Source organism: Megasphaera jansseni, assembly GCF_047974155.1.
GTDB lineage: Bacteria > Bacillota > Negativicutes > Veillonellales > Megasphaeraceae > Megasphaera.
The window spans coordinates 20,283-38,913 of the sequence record NZ_JBHYRR010000018.1 but is presented as its reverse complement, the minus strand read 5'-3'; the positions used below and the strand labels follow the sequence as shown (position 1 = coordinate 38,913).

Annotated in this window: 17 protein-coding genes; 10 read left to right on the top strand and 7 right to left on the bottom strand. The window is 52.7% G+C overall.

Annotation, left to right across the window (positions count from 1 at the left end):
• The first annotated feature begins 24 nt into the window (after positions 1-24).
• Positions 25-1,173: an iron-containing alcohol dehydrogenase gene (locus ACE418_RS08035; protein ID WP_416450129.1), complete on the top strand. Its 1,149-nt coding sequence runs from the start codon at positions 25-27 to the stop codon at positions 1,171-1,173.
• A 75-nt stretch (positions 1,174-1,248) separates the two neighbouring features.
• Here ACE418_RS08035 and ACE418_RS08030 read toward each other — a convergent pair whose 3' ends face one another.
• The 4 genes from ACE418_RS08030 to ACE418_RS08015 all read right to left on the bottom strand — a co-directional run bounded on the left by ACE418_RS08030 (position 1,249) and on the right by ACE418_RS08015 (position 5,218).
• Positions 1,249-2,655 carry a vWA domain-containing protein gene (locus tag ACE418_RS08030; RefSeq protein WP_416450128.1) on the bottom strand — a complete coding sequence of 469 codons (1,407 nt, stop codon included), beginning with the start codon at positions 2,653-2,655 and terminating at the stop codon, positions 1,249-1,251.
• A gap of 6 nt (positions 2,656-2,661) precedes the next feature.
• A complete protein-coding gene (locus ACE418_RS08025) occupies positions 2,662-3,738 on the bottom strand; it encodes an AAA family ATPase (protein ID WP_416450127.1) in 1,077 nt (358 codons plus the stop codon).
• A gap of 10 nt (positions 3,739-3,748) precedes the next feature.
• On the bottom strand, positions 3,749-4,546 hold the full coding sequence (locus tag ACE418_RS08020) for a hypothetical protein (RefSeq protein WP_416450126.1): 798 nt from the start codon (positions 4,544-4,546) through the stop codon (positions 3,749-3,751).
• A gap of 192 nt (positions 4,547-4,738) precedes the next feature.
• Complete coding sequence (locus ACE418_RS08015; protein ID WP_416450125.1) at positions 4,739-5,218, bottom strand: hypothetical protein; 480 nt, start codon at positions 5,216-5,218, stop codon at positions 4,739-4,741.
• Between the two features lie 220 nt (positions 5,219-5,438).
• Between ACE418_RS08015 and ACE418_RS08010 the strand changes: the two genes are divergently transcribed.
• The 4 genes from ACE418_RS08010 to ACE418_RS07995 all read left to right on the top strand — a co-directional run bounded on the left by ACE418_RS08010 (position 5,439) and on the right by ACE418_RS07995 (position 9,277).
• Complete coding sequence (locus ACE418_RS08010) at positions 5,439-6,308, top strand: LysR family transcriptional regulator (RefSeq protein WP_416450124.1); 870 nt, start codon at positions 5,439-5,441, stop codon at positions 6,306-6,308.
• 54 nt (positions 6,309-6,362) lie between these two features.
• Positions 6,363-7,055, top strand: coding sequence for an iron-sulfur cluster assembly scaffold protein (locus ACE418_RS08005; protein ID WP_014015341.1), 693 nt, complete (start codon positions 6,363-6,365; stop codon positions 7,053-7,055).
• Positions 7,056-7,067: 12 nt separating this feature from the next.
• Complete coding sequence (locus tag ACE418_RS08000; RefSeq protein WP_014015340.1) at positions 7,068-8,078, top strand: GGGtGRT protein; 1,011 nt, start codon at positions 7,068-7,070, stop codon at positions 8,076-8,078.
• Positions 8,079-8,338: 260 nt separating this feature from the next.
• Positions 8,339-9,277 (top strand): C40 family peptidase, encoded by a 939-nt coding sequence (locus ACE418_RS07995; RefSeq protein ID WP_416450123.1) that lies wholly within the window; start codon positions 8,339-8,341, stop codon positions 9,275-9,277.
• Positions 9,278-9,396: 119 nt separating this feature from the next.
• Here ACE418_RS07995 and ACE418_RS07990 read toward each other — a convergent pair whose 3' ends face one another.
• Complete coding sequence (locus ACE418_RS07990) at positions 9,397-10,167, bottom strand: hypothetical protein (RefSeq protein ID WP_416450122.1); 771 nt, start codon at positions 10,165-10,167, stop codon at positions 9,397-9,399.
• 6 nt (positions 10,168-10,173) lie between these two features.
• Positions 10,174-11,115: a LysR substrate-binding domain-containing protein gene (locus ACE418_RS07985; RefSeq protein ID WP_416450121.1), complete on the bottom strand. Its 942-nt coding sequence runs from the start codon at positions 11,113-11,115 to the stop codon at positions 10,174-10,176.
• Between the two features lie 230 nt (positions 11,116-11,345).
• Here ACE418_RS07985 and ACE418_RS07980 point away from each other — a divergent pair, with 230 nt between their 5' ends.
• The 4 genes from ACE418_RS07980 to nagZ all read left to right on the top strand — a co-directional run bounded on the left by ACE418_RS07980 (position 11,346) and on the right by nagZ (position 15,582).
• A complete protein-coding gene (locus tag ACE418_RS07980; protein WP_416450120.1) occupies positions 11,346-12,521 on the top strand; it encodes a DNA polymerase IV in 1,176 nt (391 codons plus the stop codon).
• A gap of 25 nt (positions 12,522-12,546) precedes the next feature.
• Positions 12,547-12,834: a hypothetical protein gene (locus tag ACE418_RS07975; protein WP_416450119.1), complete on the top strand. Its 288-nt coding sequence runs from the start codon at positions 12,547-12,549 to the stop codon at positions 12,832-12,834.
• Between the two features lie 458 nt (positions 12,835-13,292).
• Entirely contained in the window at positions 13,293-14,447 is a 1,155-nt protein-coding gene (gene nagA / locus ACE418_RS07970) for an N-acetylglucosamine-6-phosphate deacetylase (protein ID WP_416450118.1), read from the top strand.
• Complete coding sequence (gene nagZ / locus ACE418_RS07965; RefSeq protein ID WP_416450117.1) at positions 14,434-15,582, top strand: beta-N-acetylhexosaminidase; 1,149 nt, start codon at positions 14,434-14,436, stop codon at positions 15,580-15,582. Before nagA ends, nagZ begins: the two co-directional genes overlap by 14 nt.
• On the opposite strand, the gene ACE418_RS07960 is transcribed toward nagZ, so the two are convergent.
• A complete protein-coding gene (locus ACE418_RS07960; protein WP_416450116.1) occupies positions 15,579-16,466 on the bottom strand; it encodes an ROK family protein in 888 nt (295 codons plus the stop codon). The genes nagZ and ACE418_RS07960 overlap by 4 nt on opposite strands.
• A gap of 117 nt (positions 16,467-16,583) precedes the next feature.
• Between ACE418_RS07960 and ACE418_RS07955 the strand changes: the two genes are divergently transcribed.
• Positions 16,584-18,428, top strand: coding sequence for an alkaline phosphatase (locus tag ACE418_RS07955; RefSeq protein ID WP_416450115.1), 1,845 nt, complete (start codon positions 16,584-16,586; stop codon positions 18,426-18,428).
• Positions 18,429-18,631 lie beyond the last annotated feature (203 nt).

Here is an 18,631-nt window from a genome sequence, read left to right as displayed (position 1 = left end):
TCAATATTAAGGAGGGTTTATCTTATGAAACAATGTCAGTTGACCATTCCGGGCGTCGTTTATGCCGGTCCCGGCAGTGTAGAAAAAATCAATGAAGTCTTGCAGCGGGAAAAGGCACAGTCTGTCTTGCTGTTTACCGATAAAGGGGTCCGCGGGGCGGGCCTTACGAAACGGGTGGAAGAAATCTGCTCGGCCGTGAAATTGACGGTTATCGATGATTTGGCTTCGGAACCTTCCTATCAGGATGTGGAACGCGTCATCGATGAAGTCAGCGTGGCCAACATTGATTTGGTCATTGGCGTAGGCGGCGGCAGCGTTATGGATGCGGCTAAATTGGCCAGCATCGTCATTGGGGCCGACTACGGCGTCCGCGATTTGCTGAAGGATCCGACAATTGCCAAGAAATATATCAAATCCCTGATGATCCCGACGACTTGCGGGACCGGTTCGGAAGCGACCTGCAATTCCATCGTCGCCATCCCGGAAGAACAGTCTAAGCAGGGCATCGTCAATAATTGCATGATTCCGGACTATGTCATCCTCGACGCCGAAATGATCCGCCATCTGCCGCCGAAAGTCCTGGCTGCCACCGGCGTCGATGCCCTGGCTCATGTCGTCGAATGTTTCACGTCCAATAAGGCGACGATCCTCAGCGATACCTATGCCATCGAAGGGGCGAAGAAAATTTTCCATAACATCCGTGAAGCCTATGCAGACGGCGATAATATGGATGCCAAGACAGAAATGCTCATCGGCGCTTTCTACGGCGGCGTCGCCATTACCGGTTCCGGTACGACCGCTGTCCATGCCCTTTCCTATCCGTTAGGCGGCAAATACCATATTGCCCATGGCGTTTCGAATGCCATCCTGTTTGCCCATGTCATGGAATTCAACAAGGATGCCTGCACGGACCGGCTGGCCGCTCTCTGTGATGCCGTATACCCTGAAAAGTATGCCGAAACAGCTGACAGCAAAGCGGATTACATCATTTCTGAAATCAAAGATGTCGTAGCCAAAGTCAATATCCCGACGAAACTCGACGAATTTGGCGTCAAGAAAGAAGACCTCGACTTCCTGGTCAAAGCCGGAAGCCAGCAGACCCGTCTCTTAGTCAACAACTGCAAGAAACTGTCCCTGGACGATATCCGTTACCTCTACGAAAAATTATTTTAAAACCATCCGCTAACAACTAACTGCTAGCCACTAACCACTTAAAAAGGGCTGTCGCATGTGCGACAGCCCTTTTACTTACGGCATACTGATCCCTTCCTGGTGATTCATGGAGAACCCGCCTTTTTCTACGTCGTCGAAGTCGAGGGTCGGGTCGTATTCTGGGAGCTTGGTCAGGCGTTTGACCAGGCCGAAAGGCTTTTTCAGGGATAGCTTATCTCCTTTGCCCGAAAGGACCCAGAGGACTTTGTAGCCTTTGGGCGGTGTCTGGAGTTTTTCTTCGCCTTTGCCGTCGGTGAAGTAGACGACGAGGTCGACGCGCTGGGTGTTGGCGTAGGCGAAGACCGGGGAATAGGCCGTACCGCCGCGGATATCCAGACGGCCGCGGACGTCGTCCATGGTGCGGATGCGGTAGGTGCGGCGGATTTCATCGTCACATTCGGCGACGATGATTTCATGGTTGTAGCAGCGGACCAGGTGCAGGACTTCGCCGATGGCCTGGCGGAATTCGGCATCGGTGATGCTGCCACTGATGTCCAGGCCGATGAGGATTTTGGCCGTATGGGAACGCAGGCAGCCAGGCAGATCCAGCCGTTCCGGCTGGCGGCGGTTGCGGCGCATAGTCGTCTTTTTCCAGGTACTGGTGACGGAGCCGACGAGCTTTTTCAGGTACCAGTGCCAGGGCAGATCTTCCTGGCTGTCTTTCAAGGCCTTGATCATGCTTTCCAGATAATTCGACAGTTCGCCTTTGCACGATGCGTCAATATATTTTTCGGTGAACTTCCGCAGCGTCTCTTCGTCGATGTCATCGCCTTCATCCCATAAATCATGGGTCTTGGCCGGGTCATAGGATACGGCGATGGATTCGTCGGAATCGCTTTCTGATTCGGGCAGGTCCCTTTTATCGGTCCGCAGGTCCAGGGCTGCCTGGATCTTATCGACGTAGTATTCCAGACTTTCAAAGGGCTTCAACAACAAGGAGTAGTTCATGTTCACCCATTCCAGGGTCGTCGAAAACGGCGGCAGGTGGTCGAGATAGGTATTGACGACGACATCCATGGCTAAGTTGACGGCCAGTTTGCTGTACTGCTGCTGCAATTCTTTGGCCCGGATGAGGTGCAGCGATACGACGTGGAGGATTTCGTGCTTGATAGTGCTTTCCATCTGCTCCGGCGACAGGGGAAGGAAGAGCATGGGATTGAAATAGAGATGGTACCGCGTCCCTTTGAAATTGGTCCCCGTCGGCGAGGCCATGTCGAAACGGATGTCCTTGACCATTTGAAAGAGAAAATAGCCGAAGAAGTTATCTTTATCTTCCATCAAGTGACTGGTGATGCGGTCCAGAAAGGTATAGAATTGCTTTTGAAAACCGGCCGGCACGTCCGGGACGCTCCCTGTCCGGCGCTGCTCGGCGAGGACGGCGTCGGCTACGATAGATGCCTGCTGATAGAGGAGATTGGCCGCAATGGGCAGTGACTGTTCCATAAGCCGTTATCGCAGGGACCGGAAGGCGGCGAAATAGCTGTCGATGAAGTCGTCGTTATCCAAAGCGCAGGCATAGACTTTGGGGTTGGCGGCTTTCATGTCTTTCATGACGCCGAGGCGCAGGTCGACAGGATAGAGGGCCAGAAAGGCTACGAAGCGGGATAGGAGCGCCTGGGCCTGGCTGTCGTCGAGGCGGAGTTCATGTTCCAGCTGTTTGAGGATATTCTTGGCGGCCAGATAAAGGCGGGTGTGGCTTTCACTGGTGATGCGGCCGGCCAGGGAGGAGTCCAGGGCCGTTCCGTTGAAGACGTCGTCATAAGCGATGAGCGGCTGGGCGTCAGACGTGACGAAATGGACGAATTCCTGGGCGATGAGCTTGCCGACGTTGCCGCGGATGACGTTGTAAAAGACGCCTTGCGGGATGGCCGACGGGTCCTGTTTATAAATGTGGTACAGTTTGGAAATACGTTCGTAGCTGCGCGGTGTCGCATTGATGTCGTCTTCGTTGGTCTTGTCCAGGTATTCCGGGAAGGTGGAAATGAATTCCATGACCTTTTCTTCGATACCCGCTGTCGAGGCCCAGTCAAGCCATTGCAGGTAATCGGCTTCCATGTACAGCCAGACGAAACGGTTCTGCTGGGCCGCATCCATTTCGACGACTTCGTAGTCATAGGAATCGGCCGGGTTCATGGCGGCGATGATATGGACCGACGGCGATAAGACGTAGCCGTTGATTTCGCGGTTGAGGATGAGGTTCATCAGTTCCTGCTGGACAGCGTGGTCGCAGCGGTTGATTTCGTCGATGAACAAGAGGACGGTCTTGCCCTTGGCGATTTCTTCGTCGATTTTGCGGAGTTTATGGTGGACGGCGTAAATCGTCGTTCCCGCTTCGACCGTGGGCAGGCCGCCGATCTCTCCTTCTTTTAAGAGATTGCCGTCGATGCCGACGAGGCTCCAGTCGTTCTTGGCAGCCAGTTCCCGGGCCAGGGACGTCTTGCCGATACCCGTTTCGCCGACGAGCAGTGGGACTTCGCCGGCTTTGAGGACTAATTCTACACTTTTGAAAGTATCTGTAAAGTTCATGATTTCTCTCCTATTTCAATGTCAATTTTTCATCTACTGTAATGCGGCGGGCCTTCTTGCTGCCGTAATCGTCGACGAGGAGGACTTTATCGGCCGGTGTCAGGTCGACGGCACTGCAGGTAATGAAATTGCGGACGTAATCTTCCGGTACGTCGTCCCGGGATAAGACGGCCTTGAAGGTGTTGCGCCAGTCATCCGGTGCCAGGGAGATGCCTTTGGGCATATATTTGCTGACCAGGACGTTGCGGCTGAGATAGTGGAGAAATTCTTCTTTACGGATGTCCGGGATAAGGCGGATGGCCTGTTCATTTTCGCTGATGGCCAGCTCTTTGGCTTCTTCCGTCGGCTTTTCGATGTAGCGCAAGGCTTCGTAGTTGCCGCGGATGGCGGCCAGCTGGACAGCCGGCGTCGGATGCTTGATGTATTTGATGGCGTCGTAATTCTTTTCGACAGCCCGCAGCTGCAAGGTTTCGTCCGGGTCTTTGACGTATTTGATGGCCCAGCCGGACTGGTCCAACGCAGCGTCGATGAGTTCCGGTGAAGGATTTTTGATATAGCTCAAATTATTCCAGCCGGACTGGACGGCTTGCAGGAGCATGTCTTCCGATGGGTTGTCGATGAATTGGATAGCCCGCGCCGTATTGGCGACGGCCGCTTTCTGGACGGCTTCCGATGGGTGCTTGATGTATTGCAGGGCCAGGCCGTTCATCTGGACCGCCAGGAGCTGCATTTCTTCCGTCGGATTTTCGATGCGGTCGATTACATAGGGATTGTTGCGGATCATATTCATATATTTTTCGTTCGTCATGTCAGGTCCCCTTCATTTCGTATAATAAAGATTCATTGACTCTATTATACAATAGCTGCGGACTAGATGAAACTCAAAAAGGACTTGTCGCGCGCGACAAGTCCTTTTAAGGGGCTAGTGATTAGTTGTTAGGGGTTAGCGGATGGGGTTAAATTTACGAGCCACGAGCCACGAGCCACGAAGCACGAACCACTAATCCTTCTGCGGCATGACGACGGCGAAGTGGTGCAGGGCCGTGTACATATCGCGGACATTCTTGAACTGGACCGTGTCGATTTTGATGGAGTATGCCGTTCCGTCGGTATGGTAGACGTTGGTCAAGTCGGCTTTCAGGTCATACGTCCCTTTGCGCTTGTTGGCATGCAGGGCGGCTTTGTATTCGTTGATCTGGTGGATTTCCTGACCGGTCTGGAAGACTACGTCGTCGCGGATGCCGGCATATTTTTCGACATACAGCGTCAGGCTCATGTTCTCGATACTGCTGGGATAGTCCATGGTCTGCATGGCGCGGAGCGAATCCATATCGGCGTAGACGATGCCATCCGGGCTGGTACTGATGACCCGGTAGCGGCTGGGATTGTTGACCAGGGTCTGGGAATCCATGGCATTGGCTGTCAGGCAGCCCAGGACCAGGAGCAGGGACGCGCAGAGCGTCGTCATTTTTTTCATCATAATAATTCATCCTTTCTTGCATTTGATAGGTTAATCGTTTATCTTTATTATACCATGAGGGTCTTGCCGACTACAAGCGGGCGGGATTGGGCCTGGATGGAAACTAATGGGAACAAAGTCGTCCCATGTGTATACATAAAATGCCCACTTTTTTCTTGATAAAAATTTTGAAATATCATAAAATTATCTTATGGAAAACGCAAAGAAAGGGAAGGGTGCTATGTTAGATTTTCGTATCCATACATTTTTGTGCGTTTGCCGTCACATGAACTATACCCGGGCTGCTGCGGAACTGCACATCACACAACCTGCCGTTTCTCAGCATATTCGCTACTTGGAACGCGAATACGGGACCAAGCTTTTTAGTTACAAGGGGAAACATCTGCAGCTGACACAGGCGGGGCACATCCTTTGGAATGCCGTGACTGCCATCAGCCATGACGATGCCATCTTAAAAGAGCATCTCCGTGACTTGCAGCATAACCGCTCCTTGTCTTTTGGTGCGACGCCAACGGCTGGCGTGGGGATTCTCGATAAATTGTCTGACCTGCTCAAGCATAATGACGATATGAATCTTCGCATGGAAATTGCCGATGCTGAAAAACTGCTCCAGTCCCTGGATGATGGCGCCATTGATTTCGCCATCGTCGAAAGCTCCTTTGACCAGGGACGCTATGAATCGCTCTTATTTTCTAATGAACCGATTGTCGCTGTCTGCGGCACCGGTTATGAAGCGCCGGAGGAAATGACCTTGTCAGACCTCATGCGCTATCGGATCATCGTCCGCGAACGCCATGCCGGCGCCCGCCGGATTTTAGAACATAAGCTGGCAGAACAGGGATACACACTGGAACATTTTCCGGCCCGCTATGAAGTGGGCAGCTTGTCGGCCGTCAAAGGGCTGGCCTGCCGCGACTGCGGTATTGCATTTTTATATGAAAAATCGGTTCAGAAAGAACTGGCTGACGGGACGCTGCGGCGCATTGTCGTCAAGGATTTTTCCGTCATGCACGCATTTTCATTCTTGTGGCGCAAAGGCAGCATGTATCGCGCTTTATTCACACAGATATACGACCAGTTGAAGGACTGAGTCCTATACGTGCTGCTTTTTATTTCTCATACATTTTGAAAGGGTGAAGAGAACATGTTATATTCAACAGAAGTTAAGAATATGTGTCCCGTCACGAAAGGCGCATATCACGGACCGGCACCGATTCCGGAAGAAGGCGAATGGGTACAGGTAAAGGAAATCAAAGATGTCAGTGGTTTGACCCACGGTGTAGGCTGGTGTGCTCCGCAGCAGGGCGCCTGTAAGCTGACCCTCAACGTCAAAGACGGCATCATTGAAGAAGCCCTCGTTGAAACCATCGGCTGTTCCGGCATGACTCATTCTGCTGCTATGGCTTCGGAAATCCTTCCGGGCAAAACGCTTCTTGAAGCCCTCAACACCGACCTGGTCTGCGATGCTATCAACGTCGCTATGCGCCAGCTCTTCCTCCAGATCGTCTATGGCCGTACCCAGACGGCATTCTCCGAAGGCGGTCTCCCCATCGGCGCCAGCCTGGACGACCTCGGCAAAGGCCTGCGCAGCCAGACCGGTACCATGTTCGGCACCAAAGCCAAAGGCACGCGTTATCTGGAAATGACCGAAGGCTATGTCACCCGCATGGCACTCGACGAAGACAACCAGGTCATCGGCTATGAATTCATCCACCTCGGCAAAATGATGGAAGCCATTAAAAAAGGCGTCGAACCGGCAAAAGCTATGGAAGACGCAAAAGGCCACTATGGCCGCTTTGAAGAAGCAGCTTCGTATATCGATCCGAGACAGCAATAGGAGGGCAAAACCATGGAATTATTTGAAAGCTACGACAGAAGAATTGATAAGATCCTCGGCGTACTGAAAGAATACGGTATCGGCAGCGTTGAAGAATGTCGCGATATCTGTGCAGCTGCCGGCCTGGATCCTTATAAAATCGTCAAAGACGTACAGCCTATCGCATTTGAAAATGCTGGCTGGGCATACACGGTTGGCGCCGCTATCGCCATCAAAACCAATGCACGCACGGCTGTAGAAGCTGCGAAAGCTATCGGCATCGGCCTCCAGTCCTTCTGCATCCCCGGCTCCGTTGCCGAAGACCGCAAAGTCGGCCGCGGCCACGGCAACTTGGCAGCAATGCTCCTGCAGGACGAAACGAAATGCTTCTGCTTCCTCGCAGGCCACGAATCCTTTGCGGCTGCTGAAGGCGCTATCGGCATCGTCCGCAATGCCAACAAGGCCCGTAAAGTGCCTCTCCGCGTCATCCTCAACGGCCTCGGCAAAGACGCTGCTCAGATTATTTCCCGCATCAACGGCTTCACGTATGTTCAGACCCAGTTCGATTATAAAACTGGCGAATTGAACATCGTCCGTGAAATCCCGTATTCCAAGAGCGAACGGGCTAACGTCCGCTGCTTCGGTGCTGACGATGTCCGCGAAGGCGTCGCTATCATGCACCACGAAGGTGTCGACGTTTCCATTACGGGCAACTCGACGAACCCGACCCGCTTCCAGCACCCCGTTGCCGGTACATACAAAAAAGAATGTATCGAAATGGGCAAGAAATACTTCTCCGTTGCATCCGGCGGCGGCACAGGCCGTACGCTTCATCCGGACAACATGGCTGCCGGCCCTGCTTCTTACGGCATGACCGATACCATGGGCCGTATGCACAGCGATGCTCAGTTCGCTGGCTCTTCGTCCGTACCGGCTCACGTAGAAATGATGGGCTTCCTCGGCATGGGCAACAACCCCATGGTTGGCGCATCCGTAGCCGTAGCCGTAGCCGTAGAAGGCGCTGCCAAAGCTGGCAAATTCTAATAAAATCCGTATGTAAAAAGAGGCTGTCCCATAAAGACGCCTCTTTTTTTTGTTCGTCGTAGGTTGTTCATCGTTGGTCGTATGGGATAAAAAATAAACCATTGCGATGAACGATGAACTACGAACGAAAAACGATGAAGGTAAAACAGCAGGTCTGATGTCGTAAATAGCTCTGTCATACCTTTACATACCCTATAAATATTGTGAGAAAAATGGTATAATTAACTATCTATGTTACAAATTTGGGAAAGGGGTATTCCATGGATACGACAAAGAAGATAGCCGTTATGCTGGGGGTGTGCTTCATGACGTCCCTGTCAGTAGCGGGTGCGACGTTCCATCCCGGGGATAAGGGACAGCAAATCACCGAAATCCAGCAGGCTTTGACAGCGCATGGATATGATACGGATGCTGATGGCGACTATGGCGATTCGACCAAGGCCGCAGTCCGCCAATTTCAGACAGACCACGGACTGGATTGTGATGGTATCATCGGTGCTGCTACGTATGAAGCCCTCATGGGCGAAGCGATGCCGGAAAACAGGACGTCTCAAGGGAATATGGCTTCGGCTGCCTTGCCGGCTGTAACGGCAGATAATGAAGTCCGCGTGATCCAGCAGGCACTGGCCAATGAGGGCTATACCGTCGATGTCGATGGCGTTTTTGGTGTCGGTACGGAACAGGCCATCCGCCAGTTCCAGGCTGACCATGGACTGGAAACAGATGGCATCGTCGGCCAGTCGACTTTTTATGCCCTTACGGGGCAGAGCCTGCCCAATGGCCCTATCCGCCGCTTCGGCAATGGCGGCTATAATGGCCTGGCCCGCGTCCAGAGCCCGGCAGCTACGCATATCCTCGACATTGCCAATCAGTATATCGGCGTTCCCTATATCTTTGGCGGTTCGACACCGTCCGGCTTCGACTGCTCCGGCTTCACGCGCTACGTCTATTCGGCAGCCGGCATCGACTTGCCGCGCAGCGCCGATGAACAGTATGGCGTAGGCTATTCCGTTTCCATGGCCAACTTGCAGCCTGGCGACCTGGTCTTCTTCTCGACCTACGACTCGGGAATCTCCCACGTCGGCATCTATATCGGCAACCACCAGTTCATCAATGCCGCCAGTGATGGCGTCAGCATCTCCGATATGGACAGCAGCTATTGGGCTGCCCGCTACATCGGTGCCAAACGCGTCATGTAAGACGGAGAGTGCGTGAAGGCTTCTGTCATTCACTAACTGCTAACAGCTAGCTGCAACGGGCCGCCCTTTGGGACGGCCCCTACGAAAAAAAGCTTGTCGCACGTGCGACAAGCTTTTTTTTAAAACGTTTTCTCAATAATTGCGACATCTTCGTCGGTGACGGTGAGGTCCGGTCCTTTTCGCAGGGCTTCGATGGCCTGCGTATCGACGACCCAGAGGGCCGGTGCCAGTTCGACGGCGTGGTCTTTCATCCACGTTGCAATGGCCCGAGCGCCCTGGCTATAGGGCAGGGCCGCTTTGACGTAGCGGAAATGGGAGCGGGGAACGGCTTTCATCGGCTGTTTCCATACTTCTTCGATTTCCAGGGTATAGTCACATTCGTGATAGCCGTTGGACACGGCTTCGCGGCCGATGTCTTCGGTATTTTTCTGGCCCATGTCGAGGAGCAGGTAGTCATTGAGCAGGACCTGTTCCCATTTTTCTTTGAAGATATCCCGTTCGGGCAGGATTTGGCATGGGTCTTCGCTATACAGGCGCAGCAGATCCAGGACGAAACGGAAGCGGTGGCGCTTGAAGGTGAAGTTCACGGCGTCGACATAGATTTCCCGCATGCGGATATAGTGCTTCGTCTGTTCGCGGAAATCGCTGTCAAAATAGCTGATCGGCGTCTCGTGGCGGACGTAATCGAATAGTTTTTGTTCCAAGGCCATCCCCTTTTTAAGGGCTGCGCGGCGGTCGGCCGGAGCTGCCAGGGGATTGCGGAAGGTACGGTTCAGCCGGTCCAGATAGTTCAGACAGGCCGTTTCCAGGGCCAGGGCGCTGAAGGGACCGTTATCATGCTGATGTGAAAAAATTTCGTCTTTTTCTGCTACCGATAGCAATGATGTCATCGTAATCTACTCCTCTGAAAGGTAAGGATGTTCGGCTGCAGCACTCTGGATGGCCGCATTGGCATCCTTGAAATAATCTTTGAATGACTGTACCCATGTCCGGGATGGGTGCGACAAATAGCCCTTGCTTTTCCAGATCAAGGCCAGGGTCCAGTAGAGATGGGGCTGGACCAGGGGGACGGAGACGGCAAGGTCCGGTGAAATCCGCTGACAAATCGTGTGCGGCATCAGGGAAATCCCCAGGCGGCCGGCTATCATCTGGGCCAGGAAGTCCCAGTTACTGGAGCGGCAGACGATTTTCGGATGAGCCATGATTTCCTGGAAAGCCGAGCGCAGATAGGGGTTCAAGGAGAAACCATTCGGATAGAAGACGAAGGTTTCATCTTTGATATCCGTCAAGGTCAGCGATGGCTGGGAGGCCAGGGGGTGATCCGGCCAGAGAACGACATCGAGAGGTTCTTCGTGGAAGATGAAAAATTCATAAGGAATTTCTGTCGTAATCGGCAGGGCGACGAACCCGACCTGGATGAGGCCGTCATCAATGGCGGATACGACGTCTTGAGAACCGACTTCCTTCATTTCCAGTTCGATTTTTGGATATTTATTGATGAAATGGGCGATGAACGGGGCAATGACGGAAGACCCGATCATAGGCGGTACGCCGACGGATAATTTACCGGCATTGAGCAGCTGTGGCGATTCCATTTCTTCATTCAGCTGGGTGAATCCCTTGATGAGTTCTTCGATTTTAGGAAGCAAATAAGAACCCGTTTCCGTGAGTTCGACATTTTTCCCTTTGCGGTCGAAGAGCTGGACACCCCAGTGTTCTTCCAGGGCTTTGATTCCCTTACTGATTGACGGCTGGCTGATGTGCAGCGATTTTGAAGCTTTGGTGAAGCTTTTTTTGTGAGCGACTTCGATGAAGTATGTCAGTTGGAATAAATCCATGATATAATATTTCACCTCTCTTTAGTATTCTTATAGTTTACCATATTACGGAATGAAAATCCAATGGTGTACACTTCTTTATAAATGGCCGTACTAAGCCATTTTAAAGCAATTTGTGTTTCGATGCGGTATGCTATTGTTAACAATATTTTGTATGAAATGGTACAAGCCTCTATATTTAGAGAGGGCAATCGTTGTATAATATAAAATAGAATGGAGGAGGGATGGTTATGGCACGGCGATGGATCATGCATGTCGATATGGATGCGTTCTACGCGTCTGTAGAACAACGGGATAATCCGGCCCTGAAAGGCCTGCCGGTCATCGTCGGCGGTCTGATGGAGCGGGGCGTCGTCGCGACGGCGTCTTATGAGGCGAGGGCCTATGGTGTCCATTCGGCTATGAGCATGAAACTGGCCCGCAGGCTCTGTCCGAACGGCGTCTTCCTGCCCGTGCGCATGTCCCATTACCGGCGCATTTCCCATCAGATACGCCTGATCCTGTCCCATTACTCGCCCTTCATCGAACCGCTGGCTCTGGATGAGGCTTTTCTCGACGTCTCCGGTATGGAGCGCCATTATCCGGATATCGTCGACATGGGCAAAGCCGTAAAGGAAGAGATACGGCGGACGACAGGCCTCGTCGCGTCAGCCGGGATTGCGCCCAATAAATTCCTGGCCAAACTGGCATCAGACCTTCGTAAACCGGATGGCCTGGTCTGGATCCCCTATGGGACGGAACGGCAGATATTGGCGCCTTTGCCGCTGAGCCGCCTGTGGGGTGTCGGCAAGGTGACGGCAGAGGCCCTGCAAAAAGCGGGGTATCGCACCATCGGCGACATCGCTTCAGCCAGTCCCGAAGCCCTTCAGCCCATGGTAGGCAATCAGGCCAAGCGGATTTACCGCCTGTCCCTGGGTGAGGATAACCGGCCGCTGGAAGTGCGGCGGCGGCCCCAATCCGTCGGCAATGAGCATACGTACAGCCATGATTTGACGCGCGATGCTGAAGTGGATGAACAGTTCCGCCTCCTGGCCAACGAAGTATCGTGGCGGCTGCGGCAGAACCGGCTCATGGGGCGGACGATTACCATCAAGATACGTTATGCCTCTTTCAAGACGATTACCCGCTCTTTGACGCTGCACAGTATAGGGACCTGTTCGGAAGAACAATTATATTTTTCAGCGAAAAAATTGTATAATAAGAGCAGTGGTCATGAGCCTATCCGTCTCCTCGGCCTGACGGTCAGCCAGCTTCAGGCTTATCAGGTGCAGGGCGACTTGTTTTCAGAAGATGAAGAGACGAAAGCGAAAGTGACAGAAGCAATCGACAAGCTGCAGAAGCGCTTTGGCCGTACGGCTATCATGAAAGGATTTCTTTGGGAAATGTCCCATGAAAAAGATACATAAGAACGCTAAAGAAGGAGTTTTTGTTATGGCAATTTTTAAAGTAGCTGCCCACACGGGTGATAACAACAACGGGTACATCGAATACGATACAGAAACGAAAGAACTCGGCGTCCACTTGAATGACGATGTCATGAATGAACGGGCCCGTCAGTATTTGACGACAGAAAAAGTCTTACACCAATATACCGATCTATCACAATATAAGACAATCAGCGCCGTCCCGACGTCGAGCCTGGAAACGCTGAAACTGGCCTTGTGCTATATCTGGCGGGCTACAGGCATCCACATTGACTGGAGCCGTCCCGTCGATTGAGATTAACCCTCCACAATAAGCTATGCACAATCTATCCACATTTTCTGTGTACAATGGTGACAGAAATGTGGATATTTTTTTGTGAAGCGCACGGTTATGCTGATTTTTTCAGGTGCATACTTTTTGAGGATTAGCAGGGAAAATGTGGATAACTTTCGTGGATAAATGTGCATCTCCGGTAAAAATAGCCTGAAAACAGGTTGGTTATGCGATTTTTAGTGGGCGAACAAATGGTGCAAATAATGTGTACAATTCTTGTGAAATTGTGGATAAATGCCAAAAACGAGTTATGCACAATATGTGGATACATTGTGGAAATGTATACACAGGTGGACAAAGCATAAAATAGCCATTCTGGCAACATGTGCACAACTTATCCACTTTATTTATCCACAATTTCCACAGGTTGGTCGTTTGTGGTATACTGAAATAACGAACACGATTAGGAGGAAATCAATATGAAAGCTATCATCGACGGACTCATTGTCCTGCCGAACGAAATCATTAATGGACATGTCATTATGTATGAAAAGGACATCTGGCGCATCGTACCGCGCAAGCAGTTCCGGGCCGGCATGTGTTCGGAATTCATCGATGCCAACGGCGGTTTTGTCGTACCGGGATTTATCAATGAACACATCCACGGCTGTGCCGGAGCCGATACCATGGATGACGATGACCAGGCCTTGAAGACCATGCAGCAGGCCCTGCCGGCGACGGGCGTTACGGCCTTCGTACCGACGACGATGACCATGGAACAGGGACGTATCGAAAAAGCCCTCAGCCGGATCCGTCAGGCCCGGGATGACTATCAGGGCGGTGCTCAGGTATTAGGGGCTCATATGGAAGGACCATTTATCAGTCCGGCTTATAAAGGCTCCCAGGCAGAAGAAAATATCAAGACAGCTGATTTTTCCTGGCTTGAACCCTATGCCGACGTCATCAAGATCATTACCTTGGCACCGGAAACACTGAAGAACAAGAAATTCCTGAAAGACTGCCAGGACCACGGCATTATCATATCCATCGGCCATACGGCCGCCGATTTCGACCAGGCTATGGAATGTATGGATACTCTCGGCAGCTGCCATATTACTCATTTATATAATGCCATGACGCCGTTCCATCATCGCAATCCAGGCGTCGTCGGAGCGGCCCTGCTCAATAAACACGCCTGCTGTGAACTGATTTGTGACGATCTGCACGTCCATCCGGCAGCGCAGAAATTGGCGTACCAGATGAAAGGCCGTGACGGCCTCATCCTGGTCACCGACTCTTTGCGGGCCTGCCTGCAGGGCGATGGCGAATCCAGTCTGGGCGGCCAGAAAGTCTTCGTCAAGGATGGCGAAGCCCGCCTGGCTGATGGGACACTGGCTGCCAGCATTGCACCGATGAACGAAGTGGTCCTCCATTTCCTGATCAATTCCGGCGCCTCCATCCCCGATGTCATCGCCATGGCTACGGTCAATCCGGCCAAAGCTCTCGGCGTCTACGACCGCATGGGCTCCCTGGAAGAAGGAAAACAGGCGGACATCACCATCTTGGACAGCAATGATTTCCATGTAAAACAGACGGTCATCGCCGGGGAGCTGGCATATAATGAAGAAGCATAATACGAAAAGCGGCATCTTCCTGGCTATAGCCGTCCTAGTACTCGCCGTCATCGGCGCCTGGTTTTTCTGGGACCGGTCCTCCTCGCCAGCCGGGCCGGCAGCTCCGGCTAAGGGCGCTGTGCAGGAAGACGAAGCGTCACGGCTCGTCGCCAAGATGTCACCGGAAGTCAAAATCGGCCAGCTCATGATGATCGGCCTGGCCGGGACGACCATCGACGACCAGGGCCAGCGCCAGCTGGAATACTGCCATGCCGGGAATGTCATCTTATTCGACCGCAATATGGATACGCCCGAGCAGGTCCAGCATTTGACAAAAAAAATAGACACGACGATCCGCAAGAAGAGCGGTGTCATGCCTTTCATTGCCCTCGATCAGGAAGGGGGGCAGGTTCTGCGCATGCGCAAGGCCTTCCCGCCCGTGCCGTCTGAACAGGCCATCGGCCAGAGCGGCCAGCCGGAACAAGCGAAACAGTGGGCTGTCACGACGGGGAATGAATTGAAGAAACTGGGCATCAACGTCAATTTTGCGCCTGTCGTCGACCTCGGTTCCCAGGCCGAACGGTCGTACAGCCTCGACCCTGGCGTCGTGACCCAATTCGCCCATGAAGCCATTGCCGGCTATGAACAGACGGGAATCTGGTGTTCCCTCAAGCATTTCCCCGGTATCGGCAAGGTCAAGACGGATCCCCACATCGACGGCGACAGCGTCAACAGTTCTAAGGACGACCTGATGAAGCAGGATTTGAAGCCCTTTGAAAACCTCATCAAGAGCGAAGACAATCAGAAAATGTTCATCATGGTCTCGAATGTCACCTTCCCGGCACTGGATCCGAATCTGCCGGCCTGTGTCTCCAAGCCGATTATGACCGACTTATTGCGCAACACCTTCGGGTACCAGGGGCTCATCGTTTCCGACGATATGGAAATGGGGGCCATGGCCAAGCATTATGCCTTTGCCGACATGGGTGTCATGGCCATCAAGGCCGGTGCCGATATGGTCCTGGTCTGCCATGAATATGCCCACGAACGGGAAACGTATGATGGACTCTTGAAGGAATATAAAAACAATGCGGAATTCCGGGCCTTAGTCGATGAAAAAGTAACCCGCATCGTCCGCACGAAACTGAATCATTAATAGTTGGCCCGGCGATGCAGCAGCAGATACAAAGCTCCCAGCATACCGGCGTCGTTCTGCCGTTTGGCAAAGGCCAGCCCCTTCGGCGGCAGCATCATGGCTGGCAATCGGGCAGCCAGGGCTTCTTCCAGTTTCGGCCGCAGGATATCTTCCTGGGCCATGATACCGCCGCCGAGGACGATGCCGTCGGGATTGCACAGGCAGGCTATGTTGGCCAGGCCATCGGCCAGATTTTGGCAGAACATATCGAGGACGGCTGATGCCGCGGCATCGCCCTGACGGATCCACTGAAAACAAGTACGGCCGTCGACCTTTTCCGGGTCGGCGGCTTTTTTGCGTGCCGTTTCCCGGCAGAGGTACGTAGCCGAGGCGACGTCGTGGAGACGCCCGGCGGGAACGCGCATGTAGGCGATTTCACCAGCCGATCGGCAGGCTCCGTGGAGGATATGGCCCTTTTCGATGAAGGCCCCGCCGATGCTGGTGCCGACGGTGACGGCAAAGAGCGACGCCATGTTCCGGCCGGCGCCGAGCCACCATTCGCCCAGGGCAGCGCAGTTCGTGTCGTTTTCGACGATGCAGGGGAGATGGAATTCATCTTCCAAGAGCGATTTCCATTCGGTTCCCGTATAATCGGGGATGGACAGGGCGTAGTCGACGCGCCCTCTTTCCGTATCGATGATACCGGCTGTCGAAATGCCGATGCCTTCTAAGGGATGGTCGGCCAGCTGGCGTTGGATGAGCGAGCGTATTTTGTGGACGAGGCCCGGCCCGCCTTCCGTCTCAGCTTCTGTCGGCAGGCTGCCTTTTTTATGGAAGCGGCCTGTTTCGTCGATGAGGCCGAATTTAATGGCTGTACCGCCAATATCAATGCAGCTGTAAATCATAGTCATACACTCCTTCTTCAAATTATACCTAAATTATACATAGATTTGACCATTTCTATGTATACGGATTTTATACTTACCATGTCGAATATGTTACAAAATTCAGGAGGTCATGATATGAAACGACAGTGGTTGAAACGAGCAATTCTTTCTATGGTAGCCTGTGGCTCATTGGCAGGCTTTATTCCCGGAGTACAGGCAGCTGATGTCCGGATTCTTCCCGTTGATAATGCTAAATTCCTGGCAGGGGCTAAATTTGATTTCGACGTCGAAGTATCTAAGGCAAAGGATTTGAAGAACGTTGATATCACTGTCAATGGTCAGAAAGCGGATAAGTTCTTTGGACAGCAATTGAATGCCAAAGATTTAGGCAACGGCGTCGTTTCTTATCGTGTCAATCAGGTCAATTTCCCTAAAGTCGGTTCTTATACGGTAAAGGCGACGGCTACCGATGCAGACGGGACTAATTCGGCGGATGCCCGTTATACGGTCGTCCAGGAAAAAGCCCAGCGCCAGGCTAAGAACGTCATCCTCTTCGTCGGCGACGGCATGTCCCTGCAGGCCCGTGAAATGGCCCGCATTATTTCCAAAGGCATGACCAACGGTAAGTACAATGACTTGCTGGCCATGGAAAAGATGCCCCATAACTGCCTGATCACGACCAGTGGGTACGACTCCCTGACCACAGATAGCGCCAACTCGGCTTCGGCTTATGCAACGGGCCATAAATCCGTGGTCAACGCCATGGGCGTCTATGAAGATTCTACGAAAGACCCCTTCGATGATCCCCGTGTCGAAAACATTTCGGAAATCGTAAAGCGCAGCCGCGGCATGTCCGTAGGCATCATCACCCAGGCCGAATCGACCGATGCCACTCCGGCAGCCATGGTCGGTCATACGCGCCGCCGTGCTAACCAGGACTACATCGCTTCAGAATACCTCGAAGATTATCATCGCCCGGATGTCATCATGGGTGGCGGTTCGCGGCGGTATATCCCGCAGTCCGAACCGGGATCGAAACGCCACGATAATCAGAACGTAATCCAGGAATTCAAGGATAAAGGATATACCTTTGTCACAAATTCCAAAGAAATGATGGCAGCCCCGGATAATAAACCGCTCTTAGGCCTGTTCCATCCGGGGACGATGAACGTCTATATCGACCGTGAAATGCTCAAGAATCCAGAAGTCCTCGGCAAATATACGGACCAGCCGAACCTCATCAATATGACCAAGAAGTCTTTGGATATCCTCAGCAAGAACCCGAAAGGTTTCTTTGCCATGATTGAAGGCGCTTCGATTGATAAACAGCTCCATGCCATGGACTGGCAGCGTGCTACTTATGATACCATCGAATTTGATAAAGCTATCGAATATGCCCAGAAGTGGAATAAAGAACACGGGGATAACACGCTGATTATCGTCGTCGCCGACCATGCTCACGGGGCTTCCATCACGGGCACCTATCATGAACGGGATGGCAAGAAAGGCCTGGCCGCTGTCCGCACCTATGCCGACTCCATCTTCCCGACCTTCAAGGATGCCAACCACGACGGCTTCCCGGATAATCCTGATCCCGATGTCACCCTGGCTATCCAGTATGCCAACCATCCGGAATATTACGAAAACTTCCACTTCCAGCAGAAACCGACGCTGCCGACCGTTTCTCAGACCGTTACCAAACAGGAAGCCCAGCAGGCTGGCGATAAGACCGAATACCATCAGGTATCGACGGTCGTTGAAAAAGCCAACCCGGCCCGCCATCACGACGGCGATCCCTGGGAACTCGTACCGGCCAACATCCCCGATACCATCGGTGACGAATGCCATGCTGCCGACGACGTACCGCTTAACGCCGAAGGTCCTGGCTCGGAATATTTTCAGGGCGTCATGGATAACACCGAAGTATTCTTTGGCATCATGAGAGCCCTCGGCATCGATGCTACGAAAAATGTGAAATAATTTAGTGGCTCGTGGCTAGTAGCTAGTGGCTCGTGGCTCGTGGCTTGTGGCTCGTAGGCGGCCCGCAGTGGCTCTCTTCATAGGAGAGCTGTCAGCGAAGCTGACTGAGAGGTTGCTCTTTCATTATGGTTTTCAGCATGAAACTAAAAACTGCAAACTTAATACTCAAAAAGGCGCTGTCTTCATGCGACAGCGCCTTTTCC

What these genes read in the sequence shown, in the direction of transcription:
- ACE418_RS08035 (WP_416450129.1), top strand. Translation starts at nt 25, where the DNA reads ATGAAACAATGTCAGTTGACCATTCCGGGCGTCGTTTATGCCGGTCCC.
- ACE418_RS08030 (WP_416450128.1), bottom strand. Translation starts at nt 2,655, where the DNA reads ATGGAACAGTCACTGCCCATTGCGGCCAATCTCCTCTATCAGCAGGCA.
- ACE418_RS08025 (WP_416450127.1), bottom strand. Translation starts at nt 3,738, where the DNA reads ATGAACTTTACAGATACTTTCAAAAGTGTAGAATTAGTCCTCAAAGCC.
- ACE418_RS08020 (WP_416450126.1), bottom strand. Translation starts at nt 4,546, where the DNA reads ATGACGAACGAAAAATATATGAATATGATCCGCAACAATCCCTATGTA.
- ACE418_RS08015 (WP_416450125.1), bottom strand. Translation starts at nt 5,218, where the DNA reads ATGATGAAAAAAATGACGACGCTCTGCGCGTCCCTGCTCCTGGTCCTG.
- ACE418_RS08010 (WP_416450124.1), top strand. Translation starts at nt 5,439, where the DNA reads ATGTTAGATTTTCGTATCCATACATTTTTGTGCGTTTGCCGTCACATG.
- ACE418_RS08005 (WP_014015341.1), top strand. Translation starts at nt 6,363, where the DNA reads ATGTTATATTCAACAGAAGTTAAGAATATGTGTCCCGTCACGAAAGGC.
- ACE418_RS08000 (WP_014015340.1), top strand. Translation starts at nt 7,068, where the DNA reads ATGGAATTATTTGAAAGCTACGACAGAAGAATTGATAAGATCCTCGGC.
- ACE418_RS07995 (WP_416450123.1), top strand. Translation starts at nt 8,339, where the DNA reads ATGGATACGACAAAGAAGATAGCCGTTATGCTGGGGGTGTGCTTCATG.
- ACE418_RS07990 (WP_416450122.1), bottom strand. Translation starts at nt 10,167, where the DNA reads ATGACATCATTGCTATCGGTAGCAGAAAAAGACGAAATTTTTTCACAT.
- ACE418_RS07985 (WP_416450121.1), bottom strand. Translation starts at nt 11,115, where the DNA reads ATGGATTTATTCCAACTGACATACTTCATCGAAGTCGCTCACAAAAAA.
- ACE418_RS07980 (WP_416450120.1), top strand. Translation starts at nt 11,346, where the DNA reads ATGGCACGGCGATGGATCATGCATGTCGATATGGATGCGTTCTACGCG.
- ACE418_RS07975 (WP_416450119.1), top strand. Translation starts at nt 12,547, where the DNA reads ATGGCAATTTTTAAAGTAGCTGCCCACACGGGTGATAACAACAACGGG.
- nagA (WP_416450118.1), top strand. Translation starts at nt 13,293, where the DNA reads ATGAAAGCTATCATCGACGGACTCATTGTCCTGCCGAACGAAATCATT.
- nagZ (WP_416450117.1), top strand. Translation starts at nt 14,434, where the DNA reads ATGAAGAAGCATAATACGAAAAGCGGCATCTTCCTGGCTATAGCCGTC.
- ACE418_RS07960 (WP_416450116.1), bottom strand. Translation starts at nt 16,466, where the DNA reads ATGATTTACAGCTGCATTGATATTGGCGGTACAGCCATTAAATTCGGC.
- ACE418_RS07955 (WP_416450115.1), top strand. Translation starts at nt 16,584, where the DNA reads ATGAAACGACAGTGGTTGAAACGAGCAATTCTTTCTATGGTAGCCTGT.